18 protein-coding genes and 1 pseudogene are annotated in these 23,171 nt (G+C 67.6%); 10 read left to right on the forward strand and 9 right to left on the reverse strand.

Features of this window, described 5'->3' with window-relative positions; genetic code table 11:
- The first annotated feature begins 288 nt into the window (after window positions 1-288).
- The 5 genes from QLH51_RS15990 to QLH51_RS16010 all read left to right on the forward strand — a co-directional run bounded on the left by QLH51_RS15990 (window position 289) and on the right by QLH51_RS16010 (window position 8,132).
- Entirely contained in the window at window positions 289-1,677 is a 1,389-nt protein-coding gene (locus QLH51_RS15990; protein WP_125661145.1) for a TIGR03013 family XrtA/PEP-CTERM system glycosyltransferase, read from the forward strand.
- Window positions 1,678-1,681: 4 nt separating this feature from the next.
- Entirely contained in the window at window positions 1,682-3,733 is a 2,052-nt protein-coding gene (gene prsK / locus QLH51_RS15995; RefSeq protein WP_125661142.1) for an XrtA/PEP-CTERM system histidine kinase PrsK, read from the forward strand.
- Window positions 3,730-5,085 carry a PEP-CTERM-box response regulator transcription factor gene (gene prsR / locus QLH51_RS16000; RefSeq protein ID WP_125661139.1) on the forward strand — a complete coding sequence of 452 codons (1,356 nt, stop codon included), beginning with the start codon at window positions 3,730-3,732 and terminating at the stop codon, window positions 5,083-5,085. The genes prsK and prsR overlap by 4 nt, the downstream gene beginning before the upstream one ends.
- Window positions 5,069-7,126: a tetratricopeptide repeat protein gene (locus QLH51_RS16005; RefSeq protein WP_125661136.1), complete on the forward strand. Its 2,058-nt coding sequence runs from the start codon at window positions 5,069-5,071 to the stop codon at window positions 7,124-7,126. The genes prsR and QLH51_RS16005 overlap by 17 nt, the downstream gene beginning before the upstream one ends.
- A 130-nt stretch (window positions 7,127-7,256) precedes the next feature.
- On the forward strand, window positions 7,257-8,132 hold the full coding sequence (locus QLH51_RS16010) for a DUF815 domain-containing protein (RefSeq protein ID WP_125661133.1): 876 nt from the start codon (window positions 7,257-7,259) through the stop codon (window positions 8,130-8,132).
- Between the two features lie 175 nt (window positions 8,133-8,307).
- Here the strand turns inward: QLH51_RS16010 and QLH51_RS16015 are convergent, their stop codons facing one another.
- Window positions 8,308-8,862 carry a transposase gene (locus tag QLH51_RS16015; protein WP_206429234.1) on the reverse strand — a complete coding sequence of 185 codons (555 nt, stop codon included), beginning with the start codon at window positions 8,860-8,862 and terminating at the stop codon, window positions 8,308-8,310.
- A 379-nt stretch (window positions 8,863-9,241) separates the two neighbouring features.
- On the opposite strand from QLH51_RS16015, the gene QLH51_RS16020 reads away from it, so the two are divergent.
- A complete protein-coding gene (locus QLH51_RS16020) occupies window positions 9,242-9,373 on the forward strand; it encodes a hypothetical protein (RefSeq protein WP_283514638.1) in 132 nt (43 codons plus the stop codon).
- 13 nt (window positions 9,374-9,386) lie between these two features.
- Here the strand turns inward: QLH51_RS16020 and QLH51_RS16025 are convergent, their stop codons facing one another.
- Window positions 9,387-9,857: an Lrp/AsnC family transcriptional regulator gene (locus tag QLH51_RS16025; RefSeq protein ID WP_164516215.1), complete on the reverse strand. Its 471-nt coding sequence runs from the start codon at window positions 9,855-9,857 to the stop codon at window positions 9,387-9,389.
- 160 nt (window positions 9,858-10,017) lie between these two features.
- Between QLH51_RS16025 and QLH51_RS16030 the strand changes: the two genes are divergently transcribed.
- Window positions 10,018-13,554, forward strand: coding sequence for a S8 family serine peptidase (locus QLH51_RS16030; RefSeq protein ID WP_125661127.1), 3,537 nt, complete (start codon window positions 10,018-10,020; stop codon window positions 13,552-13,554).
- Between the two features lie 300 nt (window positions 13,555-13,854).
- Here QLH51_RS16030 and QLH51_RS16035 read toward each other — a convergent pair whose 3' ends face one another.
- Window positions 13,855-14,340 carry a DUF4158 domain-containing protein gene (locus tag QLH51_RS16035; RefSeq protein ID WP_206429233.1) on the reverse strand — a complete coding sequence of 162 codons (486 nt, stop codon included), beginning with the start codon at window positions 14,338-14,340 and terminating at the stop codon, window positions 13,855-13,857.
- Window positions 14,341-14,465: 125 nt separating this feature from the next.
- On the opposite strand from QLH51_RS16035, the pseudogene QLH51_RS16040 reads away from it, so the two are divergent.
- Together QLH51_RS16040 and QLH51_RS16045 are read left to right on the forward strand one after the other, a co-directional pair.
- Window positions 14,466-14,690 (forward strand): annotated as a pseudogene (locus QLH51_RS16040) (hypothetical protein); the annotation flags it as partial.
- Window positions 14,691-14,751: 61 nt separating this feature from the next.
- Window positions 14,752-15,195 carry a hypothetical protein gene (locus tag QLH51_RS16045; protein ID WP_241217974.1) on the forward strand — a complete coding sequence of 148 codons (444 nt, stop codon included), beginning with the start codon at window positions 14,752-14,754 and terminating at the stop codon, window positions 15,193-15,195.
- Here QLH51_RS16045 and QLH51_RS16050 read toward each other — a convergent pair.
- The 3 genes from QLH51_RS16050 to QLH51_RS16060 form a co-directional block, all read right to left on the reverse strand.
- On the reverse strand, window positions 15,149-15,733 hold the full coding sequence (locus tag QLH51_RS16050; RefSeq protein ID WP_241217973.1) for a recombinase family protein: 585 nt from the start codon (window positions 15,731-15,733) through the stop codon (window positions 15,149-15,151). The two genes, QLH51_RS16045 and QLH51_RS16050, sit on opposite strands and share 47 nt — an antisense overlap.
- A 151-nt stretch (window positions 15,734-15,884) precedes the next feature.
- A complete protein-coding gene (locus QLH51_RS16055) occupies window positions 15,885-17,033 on the reverse strand; it encodes a hypothetical protein (protein ID WP_125661124.1) in 1,149 nt (382 codons plus the stop codon).
- Complete coding sequence (locus QLH51_RS16060; protein WP_125661121.1) at window positions 17,015-19,756, reverse strand: TonB-dependent receptor; 2,742 nt, start codon at window positions 19,754-19,756, stop codon at window positions 17,015-17,017. Before QLH51_RS16060 ends, QLH51_RS16055 begins: the two co-directional genes overlap by 19 nt.
- Window positions 19,757-19,883: 127 nt before the next feature.
- On the opposite strand from QLH51_RS16060, the gene QLH51_RS16065 reads away from it, so the two are divergent.
- Window positions 19,884-20,999: an ROK family transcriptional regulator gene (locus QLH51_RS16065; protein ID WP_164516213.1), complete on the forward strand. Its 1,116-nt coding sequence runs from the start codon at window positions 19,884-19,886 to the stop codon at window positions 20,997-20,999.
- Here the strand turns inward: QLH51_RS16065 and QLH51_RS16070 are convergent.
- The 3 genes from QLH51_RS16070 to QLH51_RS16080 all read right to left on the reverse strand — a co-directional run bounded on the left by QLH51_RS16070 (window position 20,926) and on the right by QLH51_RS16080 (window position 23,101).
- Window positions 20,926-22,173 carry a hypothetical protein gene (locus QLH51_RS16070; protein ID WP_125661116.1) on the reverse strand — a complete coding sequence of 416 codons (1,248 nt, stop codon included), beginning with the start codon at window positions 22,171-22,173 and terminating at the stop codon, window positions 20,926-20,928. The two genes, QLH51_RS16065 and QLH51_RS16070, sit on opposite strands and share 74 nt — an antisense overlap.
- Window positions 22,174-22,748: 575 nt before the next feature.
- On the reverse strand, window positions 22,749-22,967 hold the full coding sequence (locus QLH51_RS16075) for a hypothetical protein (RefSeq protein ID WP_125661113.1): 219 nt from the start codon (window positions 22,965-22,967) through the stop codon (window positions 22,749-22,751).
- 2 nt (window positions 22,968-22,969) lie between these two features.
- Window positions 22,970-23,101: a hypothetical protein gene (locus QLH51_RS16080; protein ID WP_283514639.1), complete on the reverse strand. Its 132-nt coding sequence runs from the start codon at window positions 23,099-23,101 to the stop codon at window positions 22,970-22,972.
- Window positions 23,102-23,171: the final 70 nt, after the last annotated feature.

Consider the following 23,171-nt stretch of genomic DNA (forward strand, 5'->3'; position numbering starts at 1 on the left):
CCGCCGCACGCCGACAGCATCGCCAACACGCCCAACGCCGCACCCAACCGTATCCGCATACCGTCCACTCCACTGACTGGCGACAGCGTAGGCGGCTGTACGGCGAAGGAAAGTGGATTCGGTGGTTCGTCCGCGTGCCGAACAATGGCGGGCGCTTCCCGAACAGCGACTGTTGCCGTCCGACAACACGCCGATGATCGCGTCGGCGGCCGTTCAGTATTTCTTTGCGCTTTGCCGTCATAGCGGGTGGGTGTCGGAGAGCCTTACACCTGTATCGGGATTGCCGCGATGATTCGGCTGTTCAAGCACTATATCCCCCATGCCGTTCTGCTGCTGGGCCTGCTCGATGTCGTCGCGCTGATCATCGCGGCCGAACTCGGCTGGATCACGCGGGCGATGCAGATCGACATGGCGGTGGAACCGATCCACACCCGCATCCCGCAATTGCTCAGCTTCGCCTTCAGCCTCGAGATCGCGATGGTTGCGGTCGGGGTGTACGGCACCGATTCGCTGCAGTCGATCCGCTTCGCCGCGGCCCGGTTGCTGGTCGCGATCTCGCTCGGCGTCATCTTCCTCGCTGTGCTCTTCTTCCTCACGCCCGCGATCACCTTCTGGCGTTCGAACCTGCTCTACGCGATGGGCTTCGCGACGGTGCTGCTGCTGGTGCTGCGCATCCTGACCGGCACGCTGCTGGGCGGGCAGGCGTTCAAGCGGCGGGTGATCGTGCTGGGCGCCGGCCCCCGCGCACAGCGGCTGAAGGCGCTGGGCCAGCGTCCCGGTGCCGGCTTCGTCGTCGTCGGCTATATCGCGATGAGCGAGGCGAACCGGGTGATCCCCGAAGCGATCGCGCGCGACGCGATCTACAACCTCGCCGACCATGTCGTGCTGCTCGGCGCGTCCGAAGTCGTGCTGGCGCTGGAGGAGCGGCGCAACGCGCTGCCGCTCAAGGACCTGCTGCGCATCCGCACGACCGGGGTGCACGTCAACGAAATCTCGACCTTCCTCGAACGCGAGACGGGGCGCGTCGACCTCGACAGCGTCAATCCGTCGTGGCTGATCTTTTCCGACGGCTTTTCGTCGGGGCGGATGTTCTCCAGCATCTTCAAGCGGATGTTCGACATCGCCGCCAGCCTGCTGCTGCTGGTCCTGACCCTGCCGGTGATCGTGCTGGCGGCGATCGCGGTGAAGCTCGACAGCCGCGGCCCGGTCTTCTACCGCCAGCGCCGGGTCGGGCTCTACAGCAGCGGGTTCGACATCCCCAAGCTGCGCTCGATGCGCACCGATGCCGAGGCGGCGGGCTCCGCCGTCTGGGCCGCGAAGAACGACCCGCGCATCACCCGCATCGGCCGCTTCCTGCGCAAGACGCGGATCGACGAACTGCCGCAATGCTGGAGCGTGCTGGTGGGCGAGATGAGCTTCGTCGGCCCCCGCCCCGAACGGCCCGAATTCGTCTCGGCACTGGAGGAGAAGCTGCCCTATTACGCCGAACGGCACATGGTGAAGCCGGGCATCACCGGCTGGGCGCAGATCAACTATCCCTATGGCGCGTCGATGGACGACGCCCGCCAGAAGCTGGAATACGACCTGTACTACGCCAAGAACTATTCGCCCTTCCTCGACCTGCTGATCCTGTTGCAGACGATCCGCGTCGTGATCTGGTCGGGCGGGGCGCGCTGATGCGATGCTGACCGGCGTCATCGTCTGGGGCCATGCCATCGCCGCGCTGATGTTCGGCGCGCTGGCGGTCTGGACGCGGCAGCGCGATGCGACTGACGGGGCGCTGCCCGGACGCTGGCTGTCGGTGGCGCTGGCGACCACCGCGCTGTGGGCGCTTTCGGTCGCGGGCAATGGCGAGGGGCACGCCGCGACGCACCTGCTCGCCGGGCTGCGTACGCTCGGCTGGCTGGTGCTGCTGTTCGCGATCCAGCGGCGGGCGGGGGCGCAGGGGCGCGAGGCGTTCGGCCGGACGCTGGCGTACGGCGCGGTCGCCGCCGTCGACATCGCGCAGTTGCTGCTCGATTTCGCATCGGTCGCCGCGCCCGACCCGGCGGGGGCGGCGGTGATCCGCGACGCGGCGACGGTGCTCGGTGCGCTGGCGGCGCTGGGCGCGCTGCTGCTGCTCCATGGACTGTTCCCGGCGACGACATCGTCGGCGACGCGGATCGTGCTGGTTGCCGCCGGCGCCTTCTGGCTGATCGACATCAACAGCTGCATCGCGACCTATCTGCTGGGCGGGGCGCCGGCCGAGCTGGCGGCAGCGCGCGGCGTGGCGGTGGCCGGCATCGCGCTGCTGGTCGCGCTGGCGCTCTCGCGACCGGGCGACGGCGGCGTGCAGTTCTCGCGCACCGCGACCTTCCACACGCTGTCGCTGCTGGGCCTCATCGCCTATTTCGCGATCACGATCATGGCGACCAGCCTGATCGCCGCGCTGGGCGGCGACCATGCCCGCATCGCCCAGACCGCGTTCGTGTTCGGATCGACCGTGGCGGTGCTGACCGCCGCCTCGTCGGGCTGGCTGCGTGCGTGGATCAAGGTGAAGCTGGTCAAGCACCTGTTCCGCCACCGCTACGACTATCGCGCCGAATGGGTGCGCTTCACCGAGACGCTGGGCGAGCCCAAGGGCGGCGCGCCGCTCGACGAACGGCTGGTGAAGGCGATCGGCGACCTGATCGACGCGCCGGCCGGATTGCTGCTGGTCGCCGACGGCGACACGCTGGCGGTGCAGGCGTCGTGGTGCTGGGAGGGCGACACGCTGCCCGGTGGCGAGGAAGCCGCGCGCCTCGCTGCCTATCTCCACGCGACCGGCCGCATCCTCGAACTCGACGTGCTGCGCGCGTCCGCCGACGATCCCGACCGGGCGGCGGTGCCGCCGGCGATCCTCGCGCATCCCGACGCATGGGTGATCGTGCCGCTGCCGCATCTCGGGCGGCTGACCGGTGCGATCCTGCTGGCGCGGCCGATCGTGGCGCGCGCGCTCGACTGGGAGGATTTCGACCTGCTGCGCATCGCCGGGCGACAGGTGGCGAGCTACCTTGCCGAGGAGCGCGCGCAGTCGGCGCTCGCCGAATCCGGGCGGTTCGACGAATTCAACCGCCGCTTCGCCTTCATCCTGCACGACGTGAAGAACATCGTCAGCCAGCTGAGCCTCGTCGCGCGCAACGCCCCCCGCCATGCCGACAATCCCGATTTCCGCGCCGACATGGTCGCGACCCTGAACGAGTCCGCCATGCGCATGACCGACCTGCTCGCGCGCCTGTCCGAACGCGAACCGCCGCGCGGCGAGGCGCTTCGCGCGGTCGCGCTGGCGACGATCGCCGCACAGTCCGCCGCGCGCTTCCGCGCCCGTGGGGCCGTGCTGGTCGACGGCGACACCGCGCGCTACGCCGCCGCCGATCCGGCGCGGCTGCAACAGGTGCTCGACCATCTCGTCCACAACGCACTCGACGCCGGGGGCGCCGATCCGGTGCGGATCGTTCTGGGCACGACCGGCGACCGTGCGACGATCGACGTCGTCGACACCGGCTGCGGCATGACCCAGCAGTTCATTCGCGACGACCTGTTCCGTCCGTTCGTGTCGTCCAAGCCGACAGGCTTCGGCATCGGCGCGTTCGAGGCGCGGCAGCTGGCGCTGGCGATGGGCGGACAGATCGACGTCGACAGCCGGCCGGGGCGGGGCACGCGGTTCCGCGTGACGCTGGCCGGGGCCCATCCCACGCTGGAGCAGGCGGCATGACGACGCGCAAATGCCTGTTGATCGTCGAGGACGATGCCGGGCTGCAACGCCAGCTGCGCTGGGCCTATGAAGGCTATGACATCGTCGTCGCGGGCGACCGCGAGGCGGCGATCGCCGCCGTCCGTGCGGAGGAACCGCAGGTCGTGACGCTCGACCTCGGCCTGCCGCCCGATCCCGACGGGGTCAGCGAAGGCTTCGCGACGATGGAGGCGATCCTCGCGCTGAAACCCGATACCAAGATCGTGGTGGCCAGCGGCCATGGCGACCGGTCGAGCGCGCTGCGCGCCATCGATCTGGGCGCATGGGATTTCTATGCCAAGCCGATCGACATCGACGCGCTGGGCCTGATCGTCGCGCGCGCCTTCCACGTCCATGCGCTGGAGGCGGAGAACCGTCGCCTCGCCGACCGGATCGAGGGGCAGGCGGTGCTGGGCGGCATGATTACCGCCGCGCCGGAAATGCTCAAGGTCACGCGCACCATCGAACGGGTCGCGCCCGCCGACGTGTCGGTGATGCTGCTGGGCGCGTCGGGCACCGGCAAGGAATTGCTGGCGCGCGGGGTCCACGACGCATCGCGGCGCAGGCGCGGCAGCTTCGTCGCGATCAACTGCGCCGCGATCCCCGAGACGCTGCTCGAAAGCGAGCTGTTCGGCCATGAAAAGGGCGCGTTCACCGGCGCGGTAAAGACGACCGAGGGGAAGATCGAACAGGCGGCGGGCGGCACGCTGTTCCTCGACGAGATCGGCGACGTGCCGCTGCCGCTCCAGGTCAAGCTGCTGCGCTTCCTGCAGGAACGGGTGATCGAGCGGATCGGCGGCAGGAAGGCGATTCCCGTCGACACCCGCATCGTCTGCGCGACGCATCAGGATATCGACGCGATGGTCGCCGACGGGCGGTTCCGCGAGGATCTCTATTATCGCCTCGCCGAGATCGTCGTGCGCATCCCGTCGCTCTCCGAACGGCCGGGCGATCCGGCGCTGCTGGCGCGCCACTTCCTCGACCGCCACGCCGCGCAGATGCGGCTGGGGCCGAAACGCTTCGCCCCCGACGCGCTGGCCGCGATCGAGGCATGGGGCTGGCCCGGCAATGTCCGCGAGCTGGAAAACCGGGTGAAGCGCGCCGCGATCATGGCCGATGGCAAGGCGGTGACCGCCGCCGATCTCGACCTGGGCGGTGGCGAGGGGCCAGGCGGCCCGATCAACCTGAAGGCGGTGCGCGAGGCGGCGGACCGCGCCGCGATCCGTTCCGCGCTGGCGCAGGCGCAGGGCAACATTTCGGGCACCGCGCGCCTGCTCGGCATCAGCCGCCCGACCCTGTACGATTTGATGAAGAGCTATGATCTGCAACCCTGACCGATCGATCCGGGCGCTGCTGGGCGCCGGCGGGCTGGCGATCGTCGCCGCGGCGCTCGCCTCGCTGGCCGGGGCGCTGCCCGCCCGCGCCGATGCGGGCGATGCGCGCACCACGCTGGCGCAGGCGCTGGGCCAGTTCCAGCGCGGCCACTGGACCGCCGCGCGCGACCGCGCGCTGGCCGCGACGCAGGCCGATCCGGACTGGGGCTTCGCACAGACGATCCTCGCGCGCACGCAACTGGCGCTGGGCGACGGTGCGGCGGCGGAAGGGTCGCTCGACCGCGCGACGAAAGCGGGGTTCGATCCCCGGCGTTCGCACCAGCTGCGCGCCCATGCCCGGCTGTTGCAGGGCGATGCCGCCGGTGCGATGGCGGAGGCCGACCGGACGGCGCCACGCTATCGCGGCTATGCGACGACGATCCGCGCGCAGGCGCTGGCGATGACCGGCGACGTGAAGGCGGGACTGGCGACGCTGGAAACCCGGGTCGCGCAGGCGCCGCGCGACGCCATGGCATGGATCGCGCTCGGGCGGATGCGCTGGCGGGCGGGGGACATGGTCGGCGCGATCAACGCCAGCACGGCGGCGGTGCAGGCCGATGCCGCGTCGCCCGACGCGCTGCGGCTGCGTGCCGAAGCGGTGCGCGCCCAATATGGGCTGGTCGCGGCGCTGCCATGGTATGAATCGGTCCTGGCGCGCGATCCGTACGCGCACGACACGCTGATCGATTATGCCGCGACGCTGGGCGATGCCGGTCGCGCGCGCGCCATGCTGGCGGCGGTGCGCCGCGCGATGGCGGTGCGGCCGGGCAGCGCGCAGGGGCTGTACCTGCAGGCCGTGCTGGCGGCGCGTGCCGGCGACACGGCCACGGCGCGCAGCGTGCTGGACAAGGCCGGGCGCGGCCTCGCCGGCGTGCCCGGTGCGCTGCTGCTCAGCGGATCGATCGCCCTTGCCGACGGACAGGCGGCGCAGGCGGCGATCCCCTTGCGCGAACTGGTCGCGCGGCAACCGACCAGCATCACCGCGCGCAAGCTGCTGGCGCTGGCGCTGCTGCAAAGCGATTCGGCGCGCGAGGCGTTCGACACGATCCTGCCGGTCGCCGCGCGCGGCGATGCCGACAGCTACACGCTGCTGCTTGCCGGCCGCGCGCTGGAACGGATCGGCGACCGCGCCAACGCCGCGCCGCTGTTCGATCGCGCCGCCGCACTGGCACGTGGACGCTCGACCGCCTTTGCCACCGGCGAGAACCTCGCGACGCTGGCGAACGATGCCGCCGCCGCGCCGGGCAGTCCGGTAGCGACGCTGCCCTACATCCGCGCGCTTGCCGCGACCGGCGACGCCGCCGGTGCGCTGGCGGCGGCGCAGGCGCTGGCCGACGCCAATCCGGGGTCGCCCGCCGCACGACTGGTGCTGGGCGATGCGCTGGCCGGCGCCGGGCAGATGGCCGATGCCGCCACCGCCTATGCCCGCGCCGCCACGAGCCGCTTCGACGAAGCGACGATGCTGCGGCTGGTCGATGCCCGCGACCGTGCCGGGCAGCGCGGCGCGGCCAGCGCCACCCTGTCGCTGTTCCTGACGCAGAACCCCGGCAACGTCGCCGCGCTGCGCCTGCTGGGCGCGTGGCAGGTGGCGGCGGGCGAGCATGACGCGGCGATCGAGACGCTGGAGTCCTTGCGCGAGCGCGTCGGCGACCGCGACGTGACCGTGCTGGCGATGCTGGCCCGGGCCTATGCCGGCGCGGATCGGGCCGATGCCGCGCAGGGCTATGCCGGCGCGGCCTATGCCCTCGCGCCATCCAATCCGATGACCGCCGATGCGCTTGGCTGGGTGCTCTACGCTGGCGACAATATCGGCGCGGCGGTGCCGCTGGCGGTCAAGGCGGTGCGGCTGGCCCCCGGCGATGCCACGATCCGCTGGCACATGGCGCAGATCGCCGACGCCGCCGGCAACCGCGCGGTCGCGATCGCCAATGCACGGGCGGCACTCGCTGATCCGCGGTTTGCGGAGCGGGCAGCGGCGCAAGCGCTGATTGCCGGAAGCTGACCTTCGTTCGCAACGAACGTCACCCCAGCGAAGGCTGGGGTCTTCCGCGGTGAGAGCGCCCCCTCACCGCGGGGATATCCCTGCCTGCGCCGGGATGACGTGCCTTGCGACGTGCGCTACGGCCCCGGCCATGACCGACCCGTTGCTCCGCATTGCCGAGGCGCTCGAACGCCTGTCACCGCCCCCGCCACCCGCCGCCGATCCGCTGACCCATCCCGCCTATGGCTGGGACGGAACGGTATTGCGCGCGGCGCGGGGGTTTCGGCCCTTGGCGCTCGAACGGCTGGTCGGGATCGACGCGCAAAAGGCGGCGCTGACCGACAACCTGTCGCGGCTGGCGGCAGGGGCGGCGGCGCATGACGTGCTGCTGTGGGGCGCGCGTGGCACCGGCAAGTCGGCACTGGTCAAGGCGGCGGTGGGGCAGGTGCAGGGGGATGGCGGCGCTCTCGCGCTGGTCGAGGCACCGGCGGGCGCGTTGGCCGGGCTTCCGCGCCTGTTCGCGCTGCTGGCCGACGTACCGCGCGCCTTCGCGGTGTTCGTCGACGATCTCGGCTTCGACACCCCCGCCGACGGCCGCGCGCTGCGCTCGCTGCTGGAGGGCGGCGCCGAGGGGCGGCCGCCCAATATCCGGCTGATCGTCACCGCCAACCGCCGCCACCTCGTTCCCCGTGATCTCAAGGAGCAGGGTGGAGCTGCGAGCTGTAGCTTGCCGGGGGCAAGCTACAGCAGCGGAGCCGGCTCGCATGGCGAGCCGTGGGCCATCAACCCGCGCGACGGGATCGACGACGCGCTGGCGCTGGCCGACCGGTTCGGCCTGTCGCTCGGCTTCCACGTCGTCGATCAGGATCACTATGTCGCGATCGTCGAGCGCTATTGCGCCGCCTATGACCTGCCGTTCGATGGGCAGGAGGCGATCGGCTGGGCGACAAAGCGCGGCAGTCGGTCAGGCCGGGTGGCGTGGCAGTATGTGACCGAACTCGCAGGACGGCACGGCAAGGCCGTCTAGACCAAGTCGACATTCACGCGCAGATCGTCACCCCGGATCAAGTCGAGACATCTGCGAAAGGCTCCCGGCAAGGGCAACAGGGCAGCGCTGGCTGGTGGATTGGCGGTTGAGGAGATGGCGAGGCCGTTTATCCTGGCCCGGCGGGTCAGCCCCGGGCCATCCCCGGGCCGGTCCTTCAGGCGGCGGCACGTCGCAGGTTGCAGGCGATGGCGGCCAGGTCGAGCTGGAGGCGGCATCGTTCGATGCCTCGGTAGCGCATCCTGACCAGGCCACAGGAGCCGCGCTTGAGCTCGGAAAAGGTGCGCTCGACCGCGCTGCGTATCCGTCCGATCAACTTGTCGCGCACGGCCTGCCAATCGGGCAGCACCGGCTGTCCGCGCACGCGGCGATGCTGGATACGGTCCTTGACGCCGCGCGCCTTGATCGCCTCGCGCCGGGTGCGCTTCTCGTACGCCTTGTCGTCATAGACGGCGGCCTCGTCAGCCGGCACGAGGTCGTCGGCCACCTCGCTCTCACAGGTCCTGGCCGGCGTCACCGGCCGGCTGCGGATCAACCCCGATCCCCGGTCGACGCCGACATGCACCTTGTAGCCGAAGAGCAGCCGGCGCCCCCGGTCGACGCGCGTCCAGCTGGCATCGGGGTCCCGTGCCGGGTGGCTCTCGCCGCCGCCCTCCAGTCGGGCGCTGCGCGGCGGACAGCGCTTCCTCCAGCCCCGGTTTCGACAAGCCATACCATTGCTGCAGCAGCGCCCGCACCATCGCCAGCGCGCGGTACGGCGGGCGACCCGTCGTCCCTCGACGCACCAGCGCCTCCACCGGCGCCCGGTCGATCAGCGATGCGATCCGCTCCAGCCGCCCATTCCGACCAAGACCCGCCGGCAAGAACGCTTCCGCAAATCCATGCCGTTCCGTCGACGCCGCTCCTTCCACGGCATCGGATCACATCCATGCCAATCCGTCAGCACATTCTCGCAGAGGTCTCGATCAGGTCCGGGGTGACGAGAGAAACGTCCGCTTCGACCGGGGAGGATGACGATCCGCCGCGAAAATCTGAATGTCGATTGGCCCTAAATCACCCCGGAAGTAGTCGCCACCAACCGGATTCGGCGAATGACCAGCGAGACGCTGAAGCTGCCGTTCGTCGCGGTGCTGGCCGATGTCCGCGTCACCCCGGCGGGCGCGCGGGCGCCGGCGGCGACCCGGCCCAGGCGCAGCCTGAACCGCGAACAGCAGGCCATGTGACCGGCCGTCCTGTTCATGGCGGCACCGGCAAGGCGGTCGTGCTCTTGATCTCGCGCATCGTCACCGTCGACTTGATCGACCGGATGATCTCGATCCGGCTGAGCGTGGCGTGGAAGAACGTCTCGAAATGCTCGATGCTGGGCGCCACGATCTTCAGGATATAGTCCACTTCGCCGAACGCCGCGTAACATTCGACGACCTGGGGCAATGCCGAGATATGTTCGTGGAACGCCGTCAGCTGGTCGGCATGATGCCACCGCAGGCTGACATAGACGAACACCGTCAGCCCCAGGTTCAGCTTGCCGCGATCGAGCAGCGCGACATGCTTGCGGATCAGTCCCGACTGGCGGAACCCGTCGATCCGGCGCCAGCAGGCCGTCGTCGAACATCCCGCCGTTTCCGCGATATCGGCGATCGGTACGCTCGAATCGGTCTGCAACGAATCCAGGATACGCCGGTCGATCGCGTCCAGCCTGCCCCGCATAAGCCCTCCCTCCATGGTTTCATTCCGCTATGGCGCAAAATGGTGGAAAAAGTATCCGATTCTGATGGCGCGAAGATCAAACGGGGAAATTTAGTCAACGATATACCTGATACAGTTGCCGTTCAGGGGCAAAGACCCCCTCTTCGGGGAGGATATATAGATGAAGGCCATGTTTCTTGCCGGTGCATCATGGATTGCCGTCGGCCTGATCGCCGGTGGGCCCGCCGCCGCGCAGACGATCACCGGGACCGCGACGTCCGTGGCGGCTGGTCCCGCCGCGTCCGCCGACGCGGAAACAACCGCCCCCGGGGATCGCGCCAGGCTGTTGCCGCTACCTGCCTTCGATGCGGCGCGCCGTGTCGCCGTGCCGGCCCTTTCGTTGCAGGATCGCCGCATCGACCTGATCGGTATCCGGTCGGGCGGGATCGCACGCGATGCCCTCGTCGCGACGCCGCTGGCCGATCCGGACGGCTACCTCCCGCCGGTCGGGGGGGAGGACAGCCTGCCCCCCGCAAATTATGCCGATCGCGGCCGCATCGGCGACCCGGACAGCTGGGTCTCGAGCGAGTTCAGGTATAATTACGGGCTCGGCCGCATCAACGCGCAACATGCCTATGCCCGCGGCCTGACCGGCAGGGGGGTCAAGCTCGGCATCGTCGACGACGGCGTCGACCTGACGCATAGCGAATTCGCGGGCAAGACGAACGTCGTCCTGACGATGGCCGATACACTGCCCGATGGGTCGCGATGCCAGGTGCAGACCGGCAATACCCGGATCATGGCCGGCGCCTGCTACGCCGAACGCGGCGACCGCGCCGAGGTGAGCTATTTCGAGGGTTTGTTTGGCGGGCGGGGTCTGGTGTTTCGGACCGGTCACGGCAACCACGTCGGCGGCATCATGGTCGGCAACCGCGACAATAACGGCAATCAGGGCGTCGCCTATGGCGCGAACCTCGTCACCGCCCGCAATTTCGGCGATACGGTCGGAACCTATGGATCGTTGCTCGCCGGGCTTTTCGGGCGGGCTATCTGCAGCAATTTTCCCTGTGACGCCGCGACCACGCGGCCCGACAACAGCGCCTATGCCAACATGATTGCCGATATGAACGCCAGCGGCGCGCGCATCGTCAACAACAGCTGGGGCTTTCCGGTCACATATCGCACACGCGCAGCCTTCGATGCCTTCGTCGCGCCGATCAAGGTCGAACTCGAGGAACTCGTCGGCCTGTGGAAGCCGGCGGCCAAGGCCGGCGTCATCAACGTCTTCAGCGCCGGCAACGATGGCGGTGCCTGGGCGAACCCCATGGCGGCGGCGCCGGTCTTCGTTCCCGAGCTGGAGGATCATTGGGTCGCGGTGGTGAACACCGACGCCAACGACCGGATCGACCAGTCGTCGAGTATCTGCGGTCCGCTGGCGATGCGCTGGTGCGTGGCGGCGCCCGGCACCGACATTCAATCCGCAGCCACGTCGGCGGAAGTGATCAACGGCGATTTCGTGGACATCCTCCGCGACGCCAATGGCAAGATCACCGGCTATCGCGAGACGAGCGATTTCCCGCGGTTGAATGGCTATGCATCGAAGACCGGCACGTCGATGGCTGCGCCACACGTCACCGGCGCGCTGGCGCTGCTGGTCGAACGCTATCCCTATCTGCAAAGTGCGTTCGTCCGCGATATCCTGCTGACGACGGCGACGGATCTGGGCGCACCGGGCGTGGACGAGGTCTATGGCTGGGGCCTCGTCGACCTGCGCAAGGCGATCGATGGTCCGGGACAGCTCATCAAGGATAGCCGGGTCGACATGACGTCGCGCGCCGGCGGCACCAGGACCTGGACCGACGATGCGTGGGACGACTGGAAGAACGACATCAGCGGCACCGGTCGCCTGACCAAGGCCGGGGCCGGTTGGCTGCGGCTGTCGGGCGCCAACAGCTTCGGCGGCGCGACCGTCGAGGCGGGCATCCTCCAGCTCGCCGGCACGAACACGCTGGGCGGTGCGATCAACGTCACCGGTGGCGAAATGCGCCTGACCGGCACGAGCGCGAATGCGCCGGTCAACGTCAGCGGCGGCACGTTCCTGCTGGCGGGCAGCACCACGAACACGGCGGTCCGCGTCACCGGTGGCACGTTCCGCCTGGCCGGCACCAGCACCGGCGGGGCGCTCACCGTCGATGGCGGATCGATGATCGTCACCGGGCGGGTCGCATCGGGGCTGACCACGGTCGGTGCCGGGGGCCGGCTCTCGGGCACCGGCCAGCTGGCGAACACCGTCGTCAACGGCACGATCATTCCCGGCCTGGCACCGACCGACTACGGGCGGCTCACGGTCAACGGCACCTATGTCCAGAATGCCGGATCGACCTTCCTGACCGCGCTCGCGCCGGTCGACCGGGTCGGATTGGTCGCCGTCAACGGGGTCGCCACCCTGAACGGCGGCACCGTCGACGTGGCCGTGGCACCCGAGCGCTATACGCTGGGTCAGCGTTATACGCTGCTGACCGCGACCGGCGGCCTTACCGGACGTTTCGACCGGTTGTCGGTTTCGGGATTCGATCTGCCCTTCCTCGCCTTCGGGTTGAACTATACGTCGAACGTGGCGGCGATCGACGTGCGTCGCGGCATCACGTTCACGTCGGTGGCGGGATCGCAGAACCGCCGCGCCGTGGCCGGGGCGATCGATCGTCTGGCGGACAGCAGCACGTTCCTGAACGCCGCGAGCCAGCTCGAGGTCGCCCAGGCGCAGACGCTGTTCGACGAGGCGAGCGGTGAAACCCACACCGCCGTCCATGGTGCGCTGCTGGACACCACCCGTCTGGTGCGCCAGGCGACGATCGGCCGCGTGGTCACGCCGCCGGTGGACGGGACCCGCTTCGCGTTGTGGGGCGACTATCGCCAGTTCGACGGCAGCCGCAGCACCGACGGCAACGCCGGCAGCTTCCGCCAGAATGCGCACGCCTATGTCCTGGGCGGCGACCTGTCGATCGGCGGCATGGCGCGGATCGGTGGGCTGATCGGCACCGGGCATACCGATGTCAGCGCGTCGCGCGGCGGCAGCGGGCGGACCGGCGACATGCATTACGGCGGCTATGCTTCGGTAAAACTGGCCGCACTGTCCCTGTCGGGCGGCGGGATCTTTTCGGATCACGATAGCGACGTCCGCCGGTCCGTCACCACGCCGGGCTTCGTGCAGCAGCTCTCGGCGTCCTACAAGGTCAAGACCCGCCAGTTCTTCGGCGATGCGGCGTTCGACATGCCGCTCGACGCCAATGCGACGGGTCAAGCCTTCGTGCAATATGCCAATGTCCGGACGACCAGCCCGACCTTCACGGAAACTGGCGGGACGTCGCTGGCGCTGACCGGTGCGGTGGACGACAATACCCTCCAGCTCGGCACCGCCGGCATCCGGGTGGCGATCGGCACGGCAATGGGCGTGCCCGCCAATGGTGTGTTCGCGACCGGTACGCTCGCCTATCGCCGGGCATGGGGCGATCGTGCCTCGACCGCCACGTTCCGCTGGACGGGCGGCAGCAACTTCACGATCCAGGGTCTCGCCGCCGCGCGGGATGCCTTCGCCCCCGAACTGGGCGTCGGATATGCCTTCGGCAATCGTCTGTCGCTGCAGGCCGGTTATTCGGGCGAGTTCGCGAAGACCGTCGACAACCACATCGTCAGCGCGCGGGCCGTGCTCTCGTTCTAGCCAGAGTTTGATCCATTCGAACGGAAACGTCACCCCAGCGCAGGCTGGGGGCTCCATGGGCTCCTGCGGCGTGCTACCATCGGAGATCCCAGCCTTCGCCGGGATGACGCCCGTTTAAAAAGGGATGGATCAACTCAAGGGCCGATAGGCATTCAGCCCTGACGGCCTGCAAACGGCGGTTTTGCGCGCTTCCGGTGCTTACGTACCGGCAGTACGCTGCACTCCGGGTCACGCAGAACCACCGTTTTCGGCACGCCATCTCCTGAATACCGATCGGCCCTGAGCTCGACTTTCTTCATCTCAGGCGGCGTAGCAGGCAAGGTCGATGCGCCCGGCCCGCATTTCGGCCAGCAGGCGATCGGGCAGGACGCGTCCGTCGATCACCGGCATGGCCACACCCGTCAGCCACGCCATCAGGTCCCCGCGCAACGGGCGGCTGAGGTCGCGGAAACCGAAGCAAGCCTTGATTGCGGCAAGCTGGTCGTAGCGGGTCGGGATGCGCTTAGCGAAACCTGCGATGACGCTCGTCGCCGCCCCGATCTGTTCGGCGATATGGTCGAGCATGATTGCCGGCATCAGTTCGCCCGCGCCCAAGTGGCTCCCCGGATAGCGCAGGCAGCATAGTTGCAGCGCATAGCCAAGACGTGTCGCCGGCGTTCGTGCGGTAGCGATCGCGGCGAGGTCGACGGCATCGAGGCTGTGGTGCGCGACGACTGCCGCCTCGCTGTCGGGCAGCGCCGGTAATGCGGTGCGGTGCCACGCGATCATCGGAATGCGTGCGGCCACCCATTATCCTTCAAAAAGCTCTTGCCATGCAGCGCTTGAATTAAGGAGGATCGTGAAAGGCGGAAGGCGGTGGAAATTCGTCGTGGCCGATCCAGCCTCCAGATACGGTCGTTTGGGAAAGGCATATGCGTGGGAAACTCACCCTGTCTGATCGGCTATGCCCGCGTGTCGAAGGGCGAGGAGCAGTCCGGCGCGGCGCAGGCTCGCGCGTCGGATGCAGCCGATTGCCGGCGCGTGTTCGAGGAAACTGCCAGCGGCGGGCGGTGGGTGCGGGCTTTCGCTCGCTCACCGAGGCGATCGACACCAACACGGACGCAGGTCGGATGATGATGCAGATGGTCGGCAGCTTCGCCGCGTTCGAGCGCGCGATGATCCGCAAGCGCACCAGCGCGGGTCTGGCGCAGGCGCGCGTTGAGAGGTCGCGCCCTGATCCTGGCCGTCACCTCCGCCCAGCGCGCCGCGCGTGGCACTGCGCTGCTCGCCGAGGCGCTTGCCGGGCTGGTCGGTACCCCGCTCACCACGATCGAGACGGTCGAACAGGCCATGGCGGCGCGGGCCGAAGTTCCGACCGCCTCAGAACCGGCACCCGCCGTCCCCCCGGAGATCGCGACCCCACTCGTCCACGCCATGCTCGACCGCCAGTACCGCGCCACCCTCGACGAACCGGTCGGCATGCTCGGCGACGTCACCCCACGCGCGGCCGCGAAAACCGCGGCCGGCCGCGACCGACTGACGACATGGCTCAAGCACCTCGAAAACCGCAGCGGCGCAAAACCTGACCCGAACGACCCGATGGCAACCTACGACTTCACCTGGATGTGGCGCGAACTTGGCATCGAAAAACTGCGGATATGACCCACGGCAAGTCGCCTTGCCGTATACCGTGAATCCGTATCCCTCTAACGCACCGGGTCGCTTCGTTCTCCGGCAAGGCGAGGAGGTCGGCGCGCTGCGCTTCGGTCAGGACGGAACTACGCGGCACTCGGGATCGGGATCTGGCGGGAGCGGTCCATCCGATCCGCGCCAGCGTGTCGATCAGCGTCGAGCGGGCGACCCCGAAGTTGCGGTACACCGCCGCCTTGCTGGCCCCGCCATCGAGCGCGGCGGTGATCGCCTCGATCTTCTCCGCGTCGATCATCGGCGGCCTGCCACCCTGCCGCCCCCGGCGCTTCGCCGCGGCGAGCCCGGCCATCACCCGCTCGCGGGTCAGTGCGCGCTCGTACTGCGCCAGCGCACCGAACATCGAGAACAGCAGTTCGCCGTGCGGCGTGGTCGTGTCCATCGCCTCGGTCAGCGAGCGGAAGGCGATGTCGCGCGTACGGAAGTCGGTGATGATCGACAGGAGGTGCGGCAGCGAGCGTCCGAGCCGGTCGAGCTTCCACACCACCAGCATGTGCGACAAACCCTTCTAACCCGATCTCCGCATGGCAGATCAAGGCGACAGGGTTGGTCGTGTAGATTTGGCGTATCTCGGGATCGGTTTGTATCGTTCCGGCCCGGCCACGCGGAAATCATCTGTTTGCCGACATGGCCCGTCAAACGGACTATGCTGGATTGATCGGTTCGTCCTGATAGACGGAAGGCCCCGGTGGCGTGACCGCAGCGGGTGAGGTCAACGCCCCTGTGTCGGTGTCATACCGGAAGGTTTCGGTTACATCGCCGGTTGCAACGGTGATGACGCCACGCGATCGATCGTCCTCAACCCTGATACGTGTAACAGGGTGTCCGGGGCAGCGGATCGTCGCACCCGACTGAAAGCCGGTGCTGCCATCGGGCTGGATCAGACATGATTTCTCTCCGGCCCGACCAAGCTCCAGCCAGCCTTCGGTAGTGATCCGGTGGGTGTAGATTCCACGGCCATTCGGACCGACCGTCGTGAACGGCTCGCCACGCCCGAAACGGCGCTCCCTGCCGGGAATATCCTTCACTCCCACCTGATTGTGGGTCAGCAGGCCGTCGGCACCGATGTAATAATGCCCGATCTGCGTTCCCGTATTGCCCGGCCAGCGCAGATGCATGTGCACGTGCGGCGGGGCATCGGTGTGGCCGTGGGGGGCGTTGGTGTCGAACCCCATGATCTGGATACGGCCCAGATGCTCACGTTCGACCTGTTCGCCCAACCGCAGTTCGCGAACAACTTCGCGTTGCGCGAACTCCAGGACGTTGGCGGCGCGGCGTTGCACGTCGGGGAACGGCCCCGTCGCGTAAAATCCGGCACGTCTCGCCGGATCGGCATGCTCGAAGCGCAAAACCATACCGGGCTCGACGATGTGCGTCGCCACTTCAGCCGCGGTGACGGCGTCCGCGGCGACCGGCGGTACCTGCACGACGATGCGTCCCGCGTCGTACCGGAACGGCAGGTCGCCACCCTCGAGGATAACCCGGCGGACGGCCTCACGTGGTCCCTGGAAGGCGAGTTCCAGCGACCGCCGACGCGGCACGCTCAGCGCGATCACCGTCTCACGCGCATTCTCTGCATTGAACAACGGTGCGGTGACAACCGTGCAGGACGAACACGACGTCGGATCGAACCGCGCGACGGGCAGGTCCGCCGCGCCACGCTTCACGAATTTCAGGACGATCCGCACGGTGTCGGTCGACCGCCCGCCATCGGCCAGCGCCGGAGGGACGGACATGCACATGCCCGCCAGCACGAGGATAAAGGAAAACCCCCTCACCAGTTCGGCTTCCACGACAGGCCGAGCCAGAACGTCCGGCCCACGGGGAAGAAGTAGTTCAGATAGTCGCGACCCGTACCCTGGCGGACGACGAACGGTTCCTTGGTCAGGTTCTGTACCTGCCCGACCAGTTCCACGCCTTCGCGCACGGCCAGGCGCGCCTGCACGTCGACCTGCTGGCGCGGTTCCTGGTAGAGGTCTCGCGTCGGCGTGTCGCCGTCGGCCGATTGCAGCGCGCGGCCGATGCGGTTGTACGATGCGCGCAGCTCGACCGGCCCGGTCGCATAGAACAGCGTCATGTTGGCAATGTAGTCCGGCTGCTGGATCAGTCCGCTCGTCCTGCGGGTCACAGGCAGCCCCGATGCAATCCCCGCAGCGCTGACCGGCTGACGGTACGATCCATCGAGCAGCGTAAAGTTCGCATTGAAGCCCAAGCCCGGCAGCGTGGCGATACGATCGATCGTATAGCCGACCTCCAGTCCCTTCACCGTCGCCCCGGCGGCATTGCGCGGCGTGCTGACGAAGACGCTTTGATACGTCACGCCCTGAAAGGTGGTGACCGGACCCTGCTGGCTGCTCGTGAAGATCTCGTTCCTGATGTCCTTCACGAAACCGGCGACCGACAGCATCCCGGCGCCCATGTACCATTCGTAGGACAGGTCGTAGTTCCACGCCTCGCGCGGTTTCAGATCGGGGTTGCCGGTATTGATCGTCAGCGTCCCGTCCGTGCCGATTCCGAACGAGGTGCGGGCGGCATATTGGCTATAGTCAGGTCGGCCGATCGTCTTCGATACGCCCGCCCGCACCCGCATGCCGTCACCGAGCTGGTACGTCGCCAGCGCGGAGGGAAGCCAATAGCCATAGTCGGTCGTCCGACGGACCGGCTCGTACGCGGTCGAACCCCGTGTCGTGGGCGCCTGGTTCGTGTCGATGACCAGCGTCGTCGCATCGTAGCGGACACCCGCCTGCACATCGAAGCGATCGGCGCGGAACAGTCCCTGCGCATAAACCGCCTTCGTCGTCTCCAGATCGCGAAAATCGTCGGCCGCGTTGTTGGCGCGCTGGTCGGTGGTGGTGAACGCGCTGCGATTGTTATCGAAACGCTGCCATGCCGCCGGCCGGTCGATCAGGAGATAGCGAACCGCCGGCGTCAGATAGGCGGTCGGGGTCTTTTCGTAGAGGATGCCGCGCAGCGTTCCGGCGGTTACCTGCCCCGCGACATTGGCGGGGACATATTCGGTATAGCGCTGGTCGTAGGACAGGTCGGTCCGCGTGACCGCCGCACCGACGTTCGCCCCGAAACCCCGATCGTCGGCGGTCGCGTTGATGCCAAGGTTGACCTTGCCGAAATCGACGGTGGAATCGAGATCCCGGTTGATGCTGCGATAATAGAGCGCACGGTAGCTGTCGGGATTGTTGGCCGCCGCGGTGTCGTTGAGCGTCAGCCTCGGGCGACCGTCTGCGATAGTATAGCCATAGCCGAACGCCGGCAGGAATCCTGACTGCGACGTACCGGCACGCGGATTGCTGTCGTACTTTATCATCTCGCGCAGCTCGCGGTATTCCGCCTTCGAGCGCGCCAGCGTCGTGTCGAGCACGATGCCGTCGCCGAAATCATGGCGCCCCTTGACGTCGATCAGCCAGGTATCGCGCGTGACCGGCTGATAGGTCAGCCCCTGCTGAAGATCGCCCTGCGCGAACGTGCCGCTCGTCGCGGTGACGGCCGTTGGTGCGCCGGTCGGCAGCGTCAGGATCTCGTTTCGGGTTTCGGTATCCTTGTCGTGATAATAGCCGCCAAACAGCGATACCTCGGTCGCATCGTCGGGCCGCCATTCCAGCTTCAGATTGCCGCTCACCCGGGTTCGCATGTTCTCGAAGAAATAATCCTGGTTGCGCACCGGCACGAGGAATCCGGTCGACAGATTGGGGAACGGCGTTCGCGCACCCGCCGCGGTGAAGTATGACCAACCCGCACCATTGCTGTCGCCAGGAAGCTCGGCCCGCGCGCTCGATGGTAACCGCTGATACTCCACCGAGGCGACGATGCCGAACGTACGATCGGCACCGAAGCGCATCGCGCCGGTCGCATCCGCACGAACCGATGCTCCGCCGTTGCGGATGAGCTTGCCAGCGGTGTCGTTGTAGCCGCCATTGGCGTTCATGACGAAGAAGCGGTCGCCGCGTCCGTCGAAGGCGCTCTTGGACACGATGTTGATCTGGCCGCCCAGCGCGTGCGGATCATATTGCGCGGTGACGCTCTTGATCGCCTCGATCCGCGACACGAGCGACGACGGCAGCATGTCGAGCCGTGCGCCGCGGAACACCCAGTCGGGCGAGGCCAGCGGGATTCCGTCGATCGTCACCAGATTATATCTGGGATCGAGTCCGCGGATCGTGGCGCGCTGATAGATGTCACGGTTCTTGGTCGGATCGGCACCGCCGACCACGGACACACCCGTGATCCGCCGGCTGGCCTCGACGATGTTGAGGTCGGGCAGCCGCCCTACATCATCCTGCGAAACGGCATCGAGGATCACGGCGGAGTCGCGCTTCGCCCTGGTCGCTGAACGCTGTGAGGCGCGAAAGCCGGTGACGACGATCTCCTGCCCCTCTTCGGACCCTTCGTCCGCAGTTTGCTCCGTAGCCGAAGCAGGCGCTTGCGACTGCGCCAGCGCGGCGGTGCTTGTCAGCATCGTGCCGGCCAGCAGGCCGTGAACCCAACGGATTTGGCAACGCATTTCGAATCAGTCCCCCATCGTCTCCTACCCTTATATATCATGTTGTGTGATATTAATTGACAGTAAATCGTTGCTGGCGGATTTTCACCGTGGTCGGTAGCCGGGGCGCATGATGAAGGGGCGTTTGATGAGAGCCGCAGGCGTTTCTGCGCGCGCACGCACGGTGCTCGCTGCGATCAGGCGGCACGGCAGCGTATCGCGATCGGTACTGATCCGGGAAACCGGCCTGTCCGGCACCGCGATCTTTCGTGCGACCGAGGAATTGGAAGTGGCCGGCCTGGTCCGCGCCGGGGCAACCGTTGCGGAAGGCCGGGGGCAACCCAGCAATATCATCCATATCGTGCCGGATGCGGCCTTTGCGCTTGGCCTGTCGGTGATGACCGATCGGGCGGACGTCGTCCTGCTCGACCTGGCCGGATGCGTACGCGCGCACACCGAGATCACGATGCCGGGCATGCCGCGTGGCGACCTGTTGGACGCGGCCGCGTCGTTCGGGACCGGGGCGTTGACGTCGCTGGGTATCGAACCGGACAGGCTGAATGGCCTCGGCATCGCCGTCGCGGGCTTTTTCGTCGCGCCCGACATGGTGAACCCGGCCGAAGAGCTGGAAGACTGGGCGCTGGTCGATCTGCGCGCGGACGCATCGCGTCGGCTAGCGATGCCTGTCGTCGTCGAGAACATCGCCAGCGCCGCGGCATTGGGGGAACGCCTGCTTGGCGTCGGCTCGCGCTATGCGAGTTCGTGCTACGTCAACGTCGCTTCGGGGTTCGGCGCGGGGATCATCGTCGATGGGGTGCTGATGCGGGGTCGCCACGGCAATGCGGGGGAGATCGCGGGTCTCTTTCCGATGGCGGGACGGACCACACCCAATCTCGCGACGCTTCGCGCCTGCCTCGCCGATCACGGCGTATCGACCACCGGGATCGCCGACATGGTCGCGCGGTTCGATCCGGCATGGCCCGGTGTCGAGGACTGGCTGGCCGAGCATCAGTCGGGCTTCTCCTATCTGTTCGGCGTGCTTCGCCGCACCTTGGACTGCGAGGCGCTGATCCTGGGGGGCCGTTTGCCGCGCGTGCTGGCGCGCCGGATCGTCGACGCAGCGGAATGGCCGGAAACGACGCTGACCGACCGGCGGGCGACACGCGCGCCGATGACGTTGCTCGATGTCGCTAGCCTGGAACCCGATCTCGCCGGACCATTGGGCGCGGCGTCGCTGGTCTTCCATCGGACGCTGTTCGACTGACAGCATAGGCGAAGGCCAGGGCAAGAGACGTCGTGCCGATGGCACCCAGCGCACAGACCATAAGCAGCGACGGCGCGGACCACGGATCGGTCAGCGTATCGCGATAGGGGGAGGTCGCCAGCACGCTGCCAAGCAATAACAGCGCCACGGCCTGCGCGCATTTGGATACGCAGGTGAAAACACCGACATACACGGTCGCTCGCCCCGTTGCCGCGCGGTTCATCATCGACGACCACAGCACCAGCCACAATCCGCCTGTTCCCATACCGAACCCCAGGCCTGCCATGACCGTGCCGAGCGGCGTTGCCCGCAGGATACCCATCGCAGCCAGCCCCAGAAGCAGCGCGGCAGTCACCAGGACGCCGGCGATATTCAGCCTGTATCGCCCGGCGAACCACAGCGCCTGACCGACCAGTCCGCCGGTCGCTGCCCACAGGAGCAAACCCGGACCATTGCCGGCAAAGGCCGCGTGATAGGGCTCCAGGGTGCGAAAGGTCGCAGTGCCCGTCATCATCATCGCGAGGGCCGCGAGGATCACTGCGAACGGCAAGCCATGCGTCGAATCCGGCTCCATTGCCGACGAGGCGTCATCACCGATCATTTTTGTACGCCCCAGCCACCACGCGGTGCCGCATACGAGCATCGAGAGGCATCCTGCCCAGGCGATCCAGACGACAGCGTCGCGACCTTGGATCAGCAGCGGTGCTGCAAGCCCTCCCACGGCGAGGGCCGCGAGCCCTGACGCCATGTTGCGTTTGGCGAGCAAAGCGCATCTCGCTTCGCCGGTGAGAACGGCAAGCGCGACGATGGCGTTCTGGGGTACGTCGATGCATGGATAACTGGCTCGAAAACAGACCAGCATCGTAAGTGCCCAGGCCAGTCGAAAATCGGATGCGATCAACGGCGTCGCGCAGAATAGCAGGAAGAACAGGCAGGTCGCCGGCGCACCCCACGCCTGAAGATGCACGGCGTCAGCAGTACTGGCCACCTTCGTACGCCACCACAGACCGAGAGCGGCATCGACCGCGCCGTTGAGGATAAGCGACCCGGCCATGATCCAACCCATAGACCCGACGCTCAACCCACAAGCCTCGGTCAGGAAGAAGGCGAACAACAAGGTGCTGGCGTGCCATAGCTGGCTCTTTGCAAAATGAGCGAGCAGATATGGGAGCATCGATGCCACAGGCGATTGTCGTGCTCGACCCGGCGGGGTGTGGCCTACCATCCTGTCCTGCGCAATTCCATTGACGTAGCGAGGGCAACATTACCTCCGTCACCGGGTGGTAGCGTATATCTGTGCCCTTTTTATGTAACGCCCCCGCATCGCGCCCGAATCAGGCCGTCCCCGGATAATCCGGGCAGCTGCCCCGATTTTTGAGGCAAAGTGTCTGCTGGCCGGCTCTCAGGCCGGACTAATGCCCCGCAGAATCCCGAAAACGATATCAAGGTCACGAATTTGGAGGGCCCGCGGTATCAGGATCGGCAAGGGGGAGAGGCCTCGCGACGTGCCGCAAGGGTGCTACAGCGCTACGAATACCGGGGTTTGCCAAAAGCCGGGCGACGGCATGAGGGTTGCGAGCCTCCCGCCCATGCACCGCCCCTTCGGGGCCACGACCTCATCTCCCGGCAGGCATAATGGGCAAGACCGGGGCACCAGCACCGCCCGATCTCGAACCCGGCTGCGTGCTTGCTGCCGCGCGGTCAGGACGTGCCGGGCGGCCGTGGCTTGAAGCGACGAGGATCGAAGAATCAGACGGGCATCGCCGTGCCGGCGACGGCCGCCGCAACCCAGCAAGCCGCTGCCAGGGCAGGGGGGTAATTCAGCAAGCTGGCGGCCAGACCTGCCAGCAGCGGCGTGACGATCAGCGCCGCCAACCAGTGGACGACCGACCAGTTGCGCTGCTCAAACCCGACGCGTTTGGTTTCGGCCGTCCAGGCCGCCAACTGTTCCTTCGAAGGTCCGCGCATCCTCACTTCCCCAGCGACAAGGCGAGCAGCGTGCCGCGCAACTGCTTGCGGTTGGCGACGCCTGCGTCCGCGCCTCCATCGTACAGCACGCGTGCGAGCGCCTGACCGCGTTCGTCAGGCAGCCTCAGCCCCACGTCCCTGCAGACGGCGTCCACGTCGCTGCGCGAGCGGTTCAGATCCGGTCATCCGGTCTTGGCGTACGCT

The sequence above is a fragment of the Sphingomonas sp. 2R-10 genome (genome assembly GCF_030062225.1).
Taxonomy (GTDB): Bacteria; Pseudomonadota; Alphaproteobacteria; order Sphingomonadales; family Sphingomonadaceae; genus Sphingomonas.

Bases quoted from the DNA above. Each gene is read 5' to 3' on its own strand.
- QLH51_RS16030 (WP_125661127.1), top strand. From the start codon at position 10,018: ATGAAGGCCATGTTTCTTGCCGGTGCATCATGGATTGCCGTCGGCCTG.
- QLH51_RS16065 (WP_164516213.1), top strand. From the start codon at position 19,884: ATGAGAGCCGCAGGCGTTTCTGCGCGCGCACGCACGGTGCTCGCTGCG.
- QLH51_RS16025 (WP_164516215.1), bottom strand. From the start codon at position 9,857: ATGCGGGGCAGGCTGGACGCGATCGACCGGCGTATCCTGGATTCGTTG.
- QLH51_RS16010 (WP_125661133.1), top strand. From the start codon at position 7,257: ATGACCGACCCGTTGCTCCGCATTGCCGAGGCGCTCGAACGCCTGTCA.
- QLH51_RS16015 (WP_206429234.1), bottom strand. From the start codon at position 8,862: ATGGCTTGTCGAAACCGGGGCTGGAGGAAGCGCTGTCCGCCGCGCAGC.
- prsK (WP_125661142.1), top strand. From the start codon at position 1,682: ATGCTGACCGGCGTCATCGTCTGGGGCCATGCCATCGCCGCGCTGATG.
- QLH51_RS16070 (WP_125661116.1), bottom strand. From the start codon at position 22,173: ATGCTCCCATATCTGCTCGCTCATTTTGCAAAGAGCCAGCTATGGCAC.
- QLH51_RS15990 (WP_125661145.1), top strand. From the start codon at position 289: ATGATTCGGCTGTTCAAGCACTATATCCCCCATGCCGTTCTGCTGCTG.
- QLH51_RS16060 (WP_125661121.1), bottom strand. From the start codon at position 19,756: ATGCGTTGCCAAATCCGTTGGGTTCACGGCCTGCTGGCCGGCACGATG.
- QLH51_RS16050 (WP_241217973.1), bottom strand. From the start codon at position 15,733: ATGCTGGTGGTGTGGAAGCTCGACCGGCTCGGACGCTCGCTGCCGCAC.
- QLH51_RS16075 (WP_125661113.1), bottom strand. From the start codon at position 22,967: ATGCGCGGACCTTCGAAGGAACAGTTGGCGGCCTGGACGGCCGAAACC.
- QLH51_RS16005 (WP_125661136.1), top strand. From the start codon at position 5,069: ATGATCTGCAACCCTGACCGATCGATCCGGGCGCTGCTGGGCGCCGGC.
- prsR (WP_125661139.1), top strand. From the start codon at position 3,730: ATGACGACGCGCAAATGCCTGTTGATCGTCGAGGACGATGCCGGGCTG.
- QLH51_RS16020 (WP_283514638.1), top strand. From the start codon at position 9,242: ATGACCAGCGAGACGCTGAAGCTGCCGTTCGTCGCGGTGCTGGCCGAT.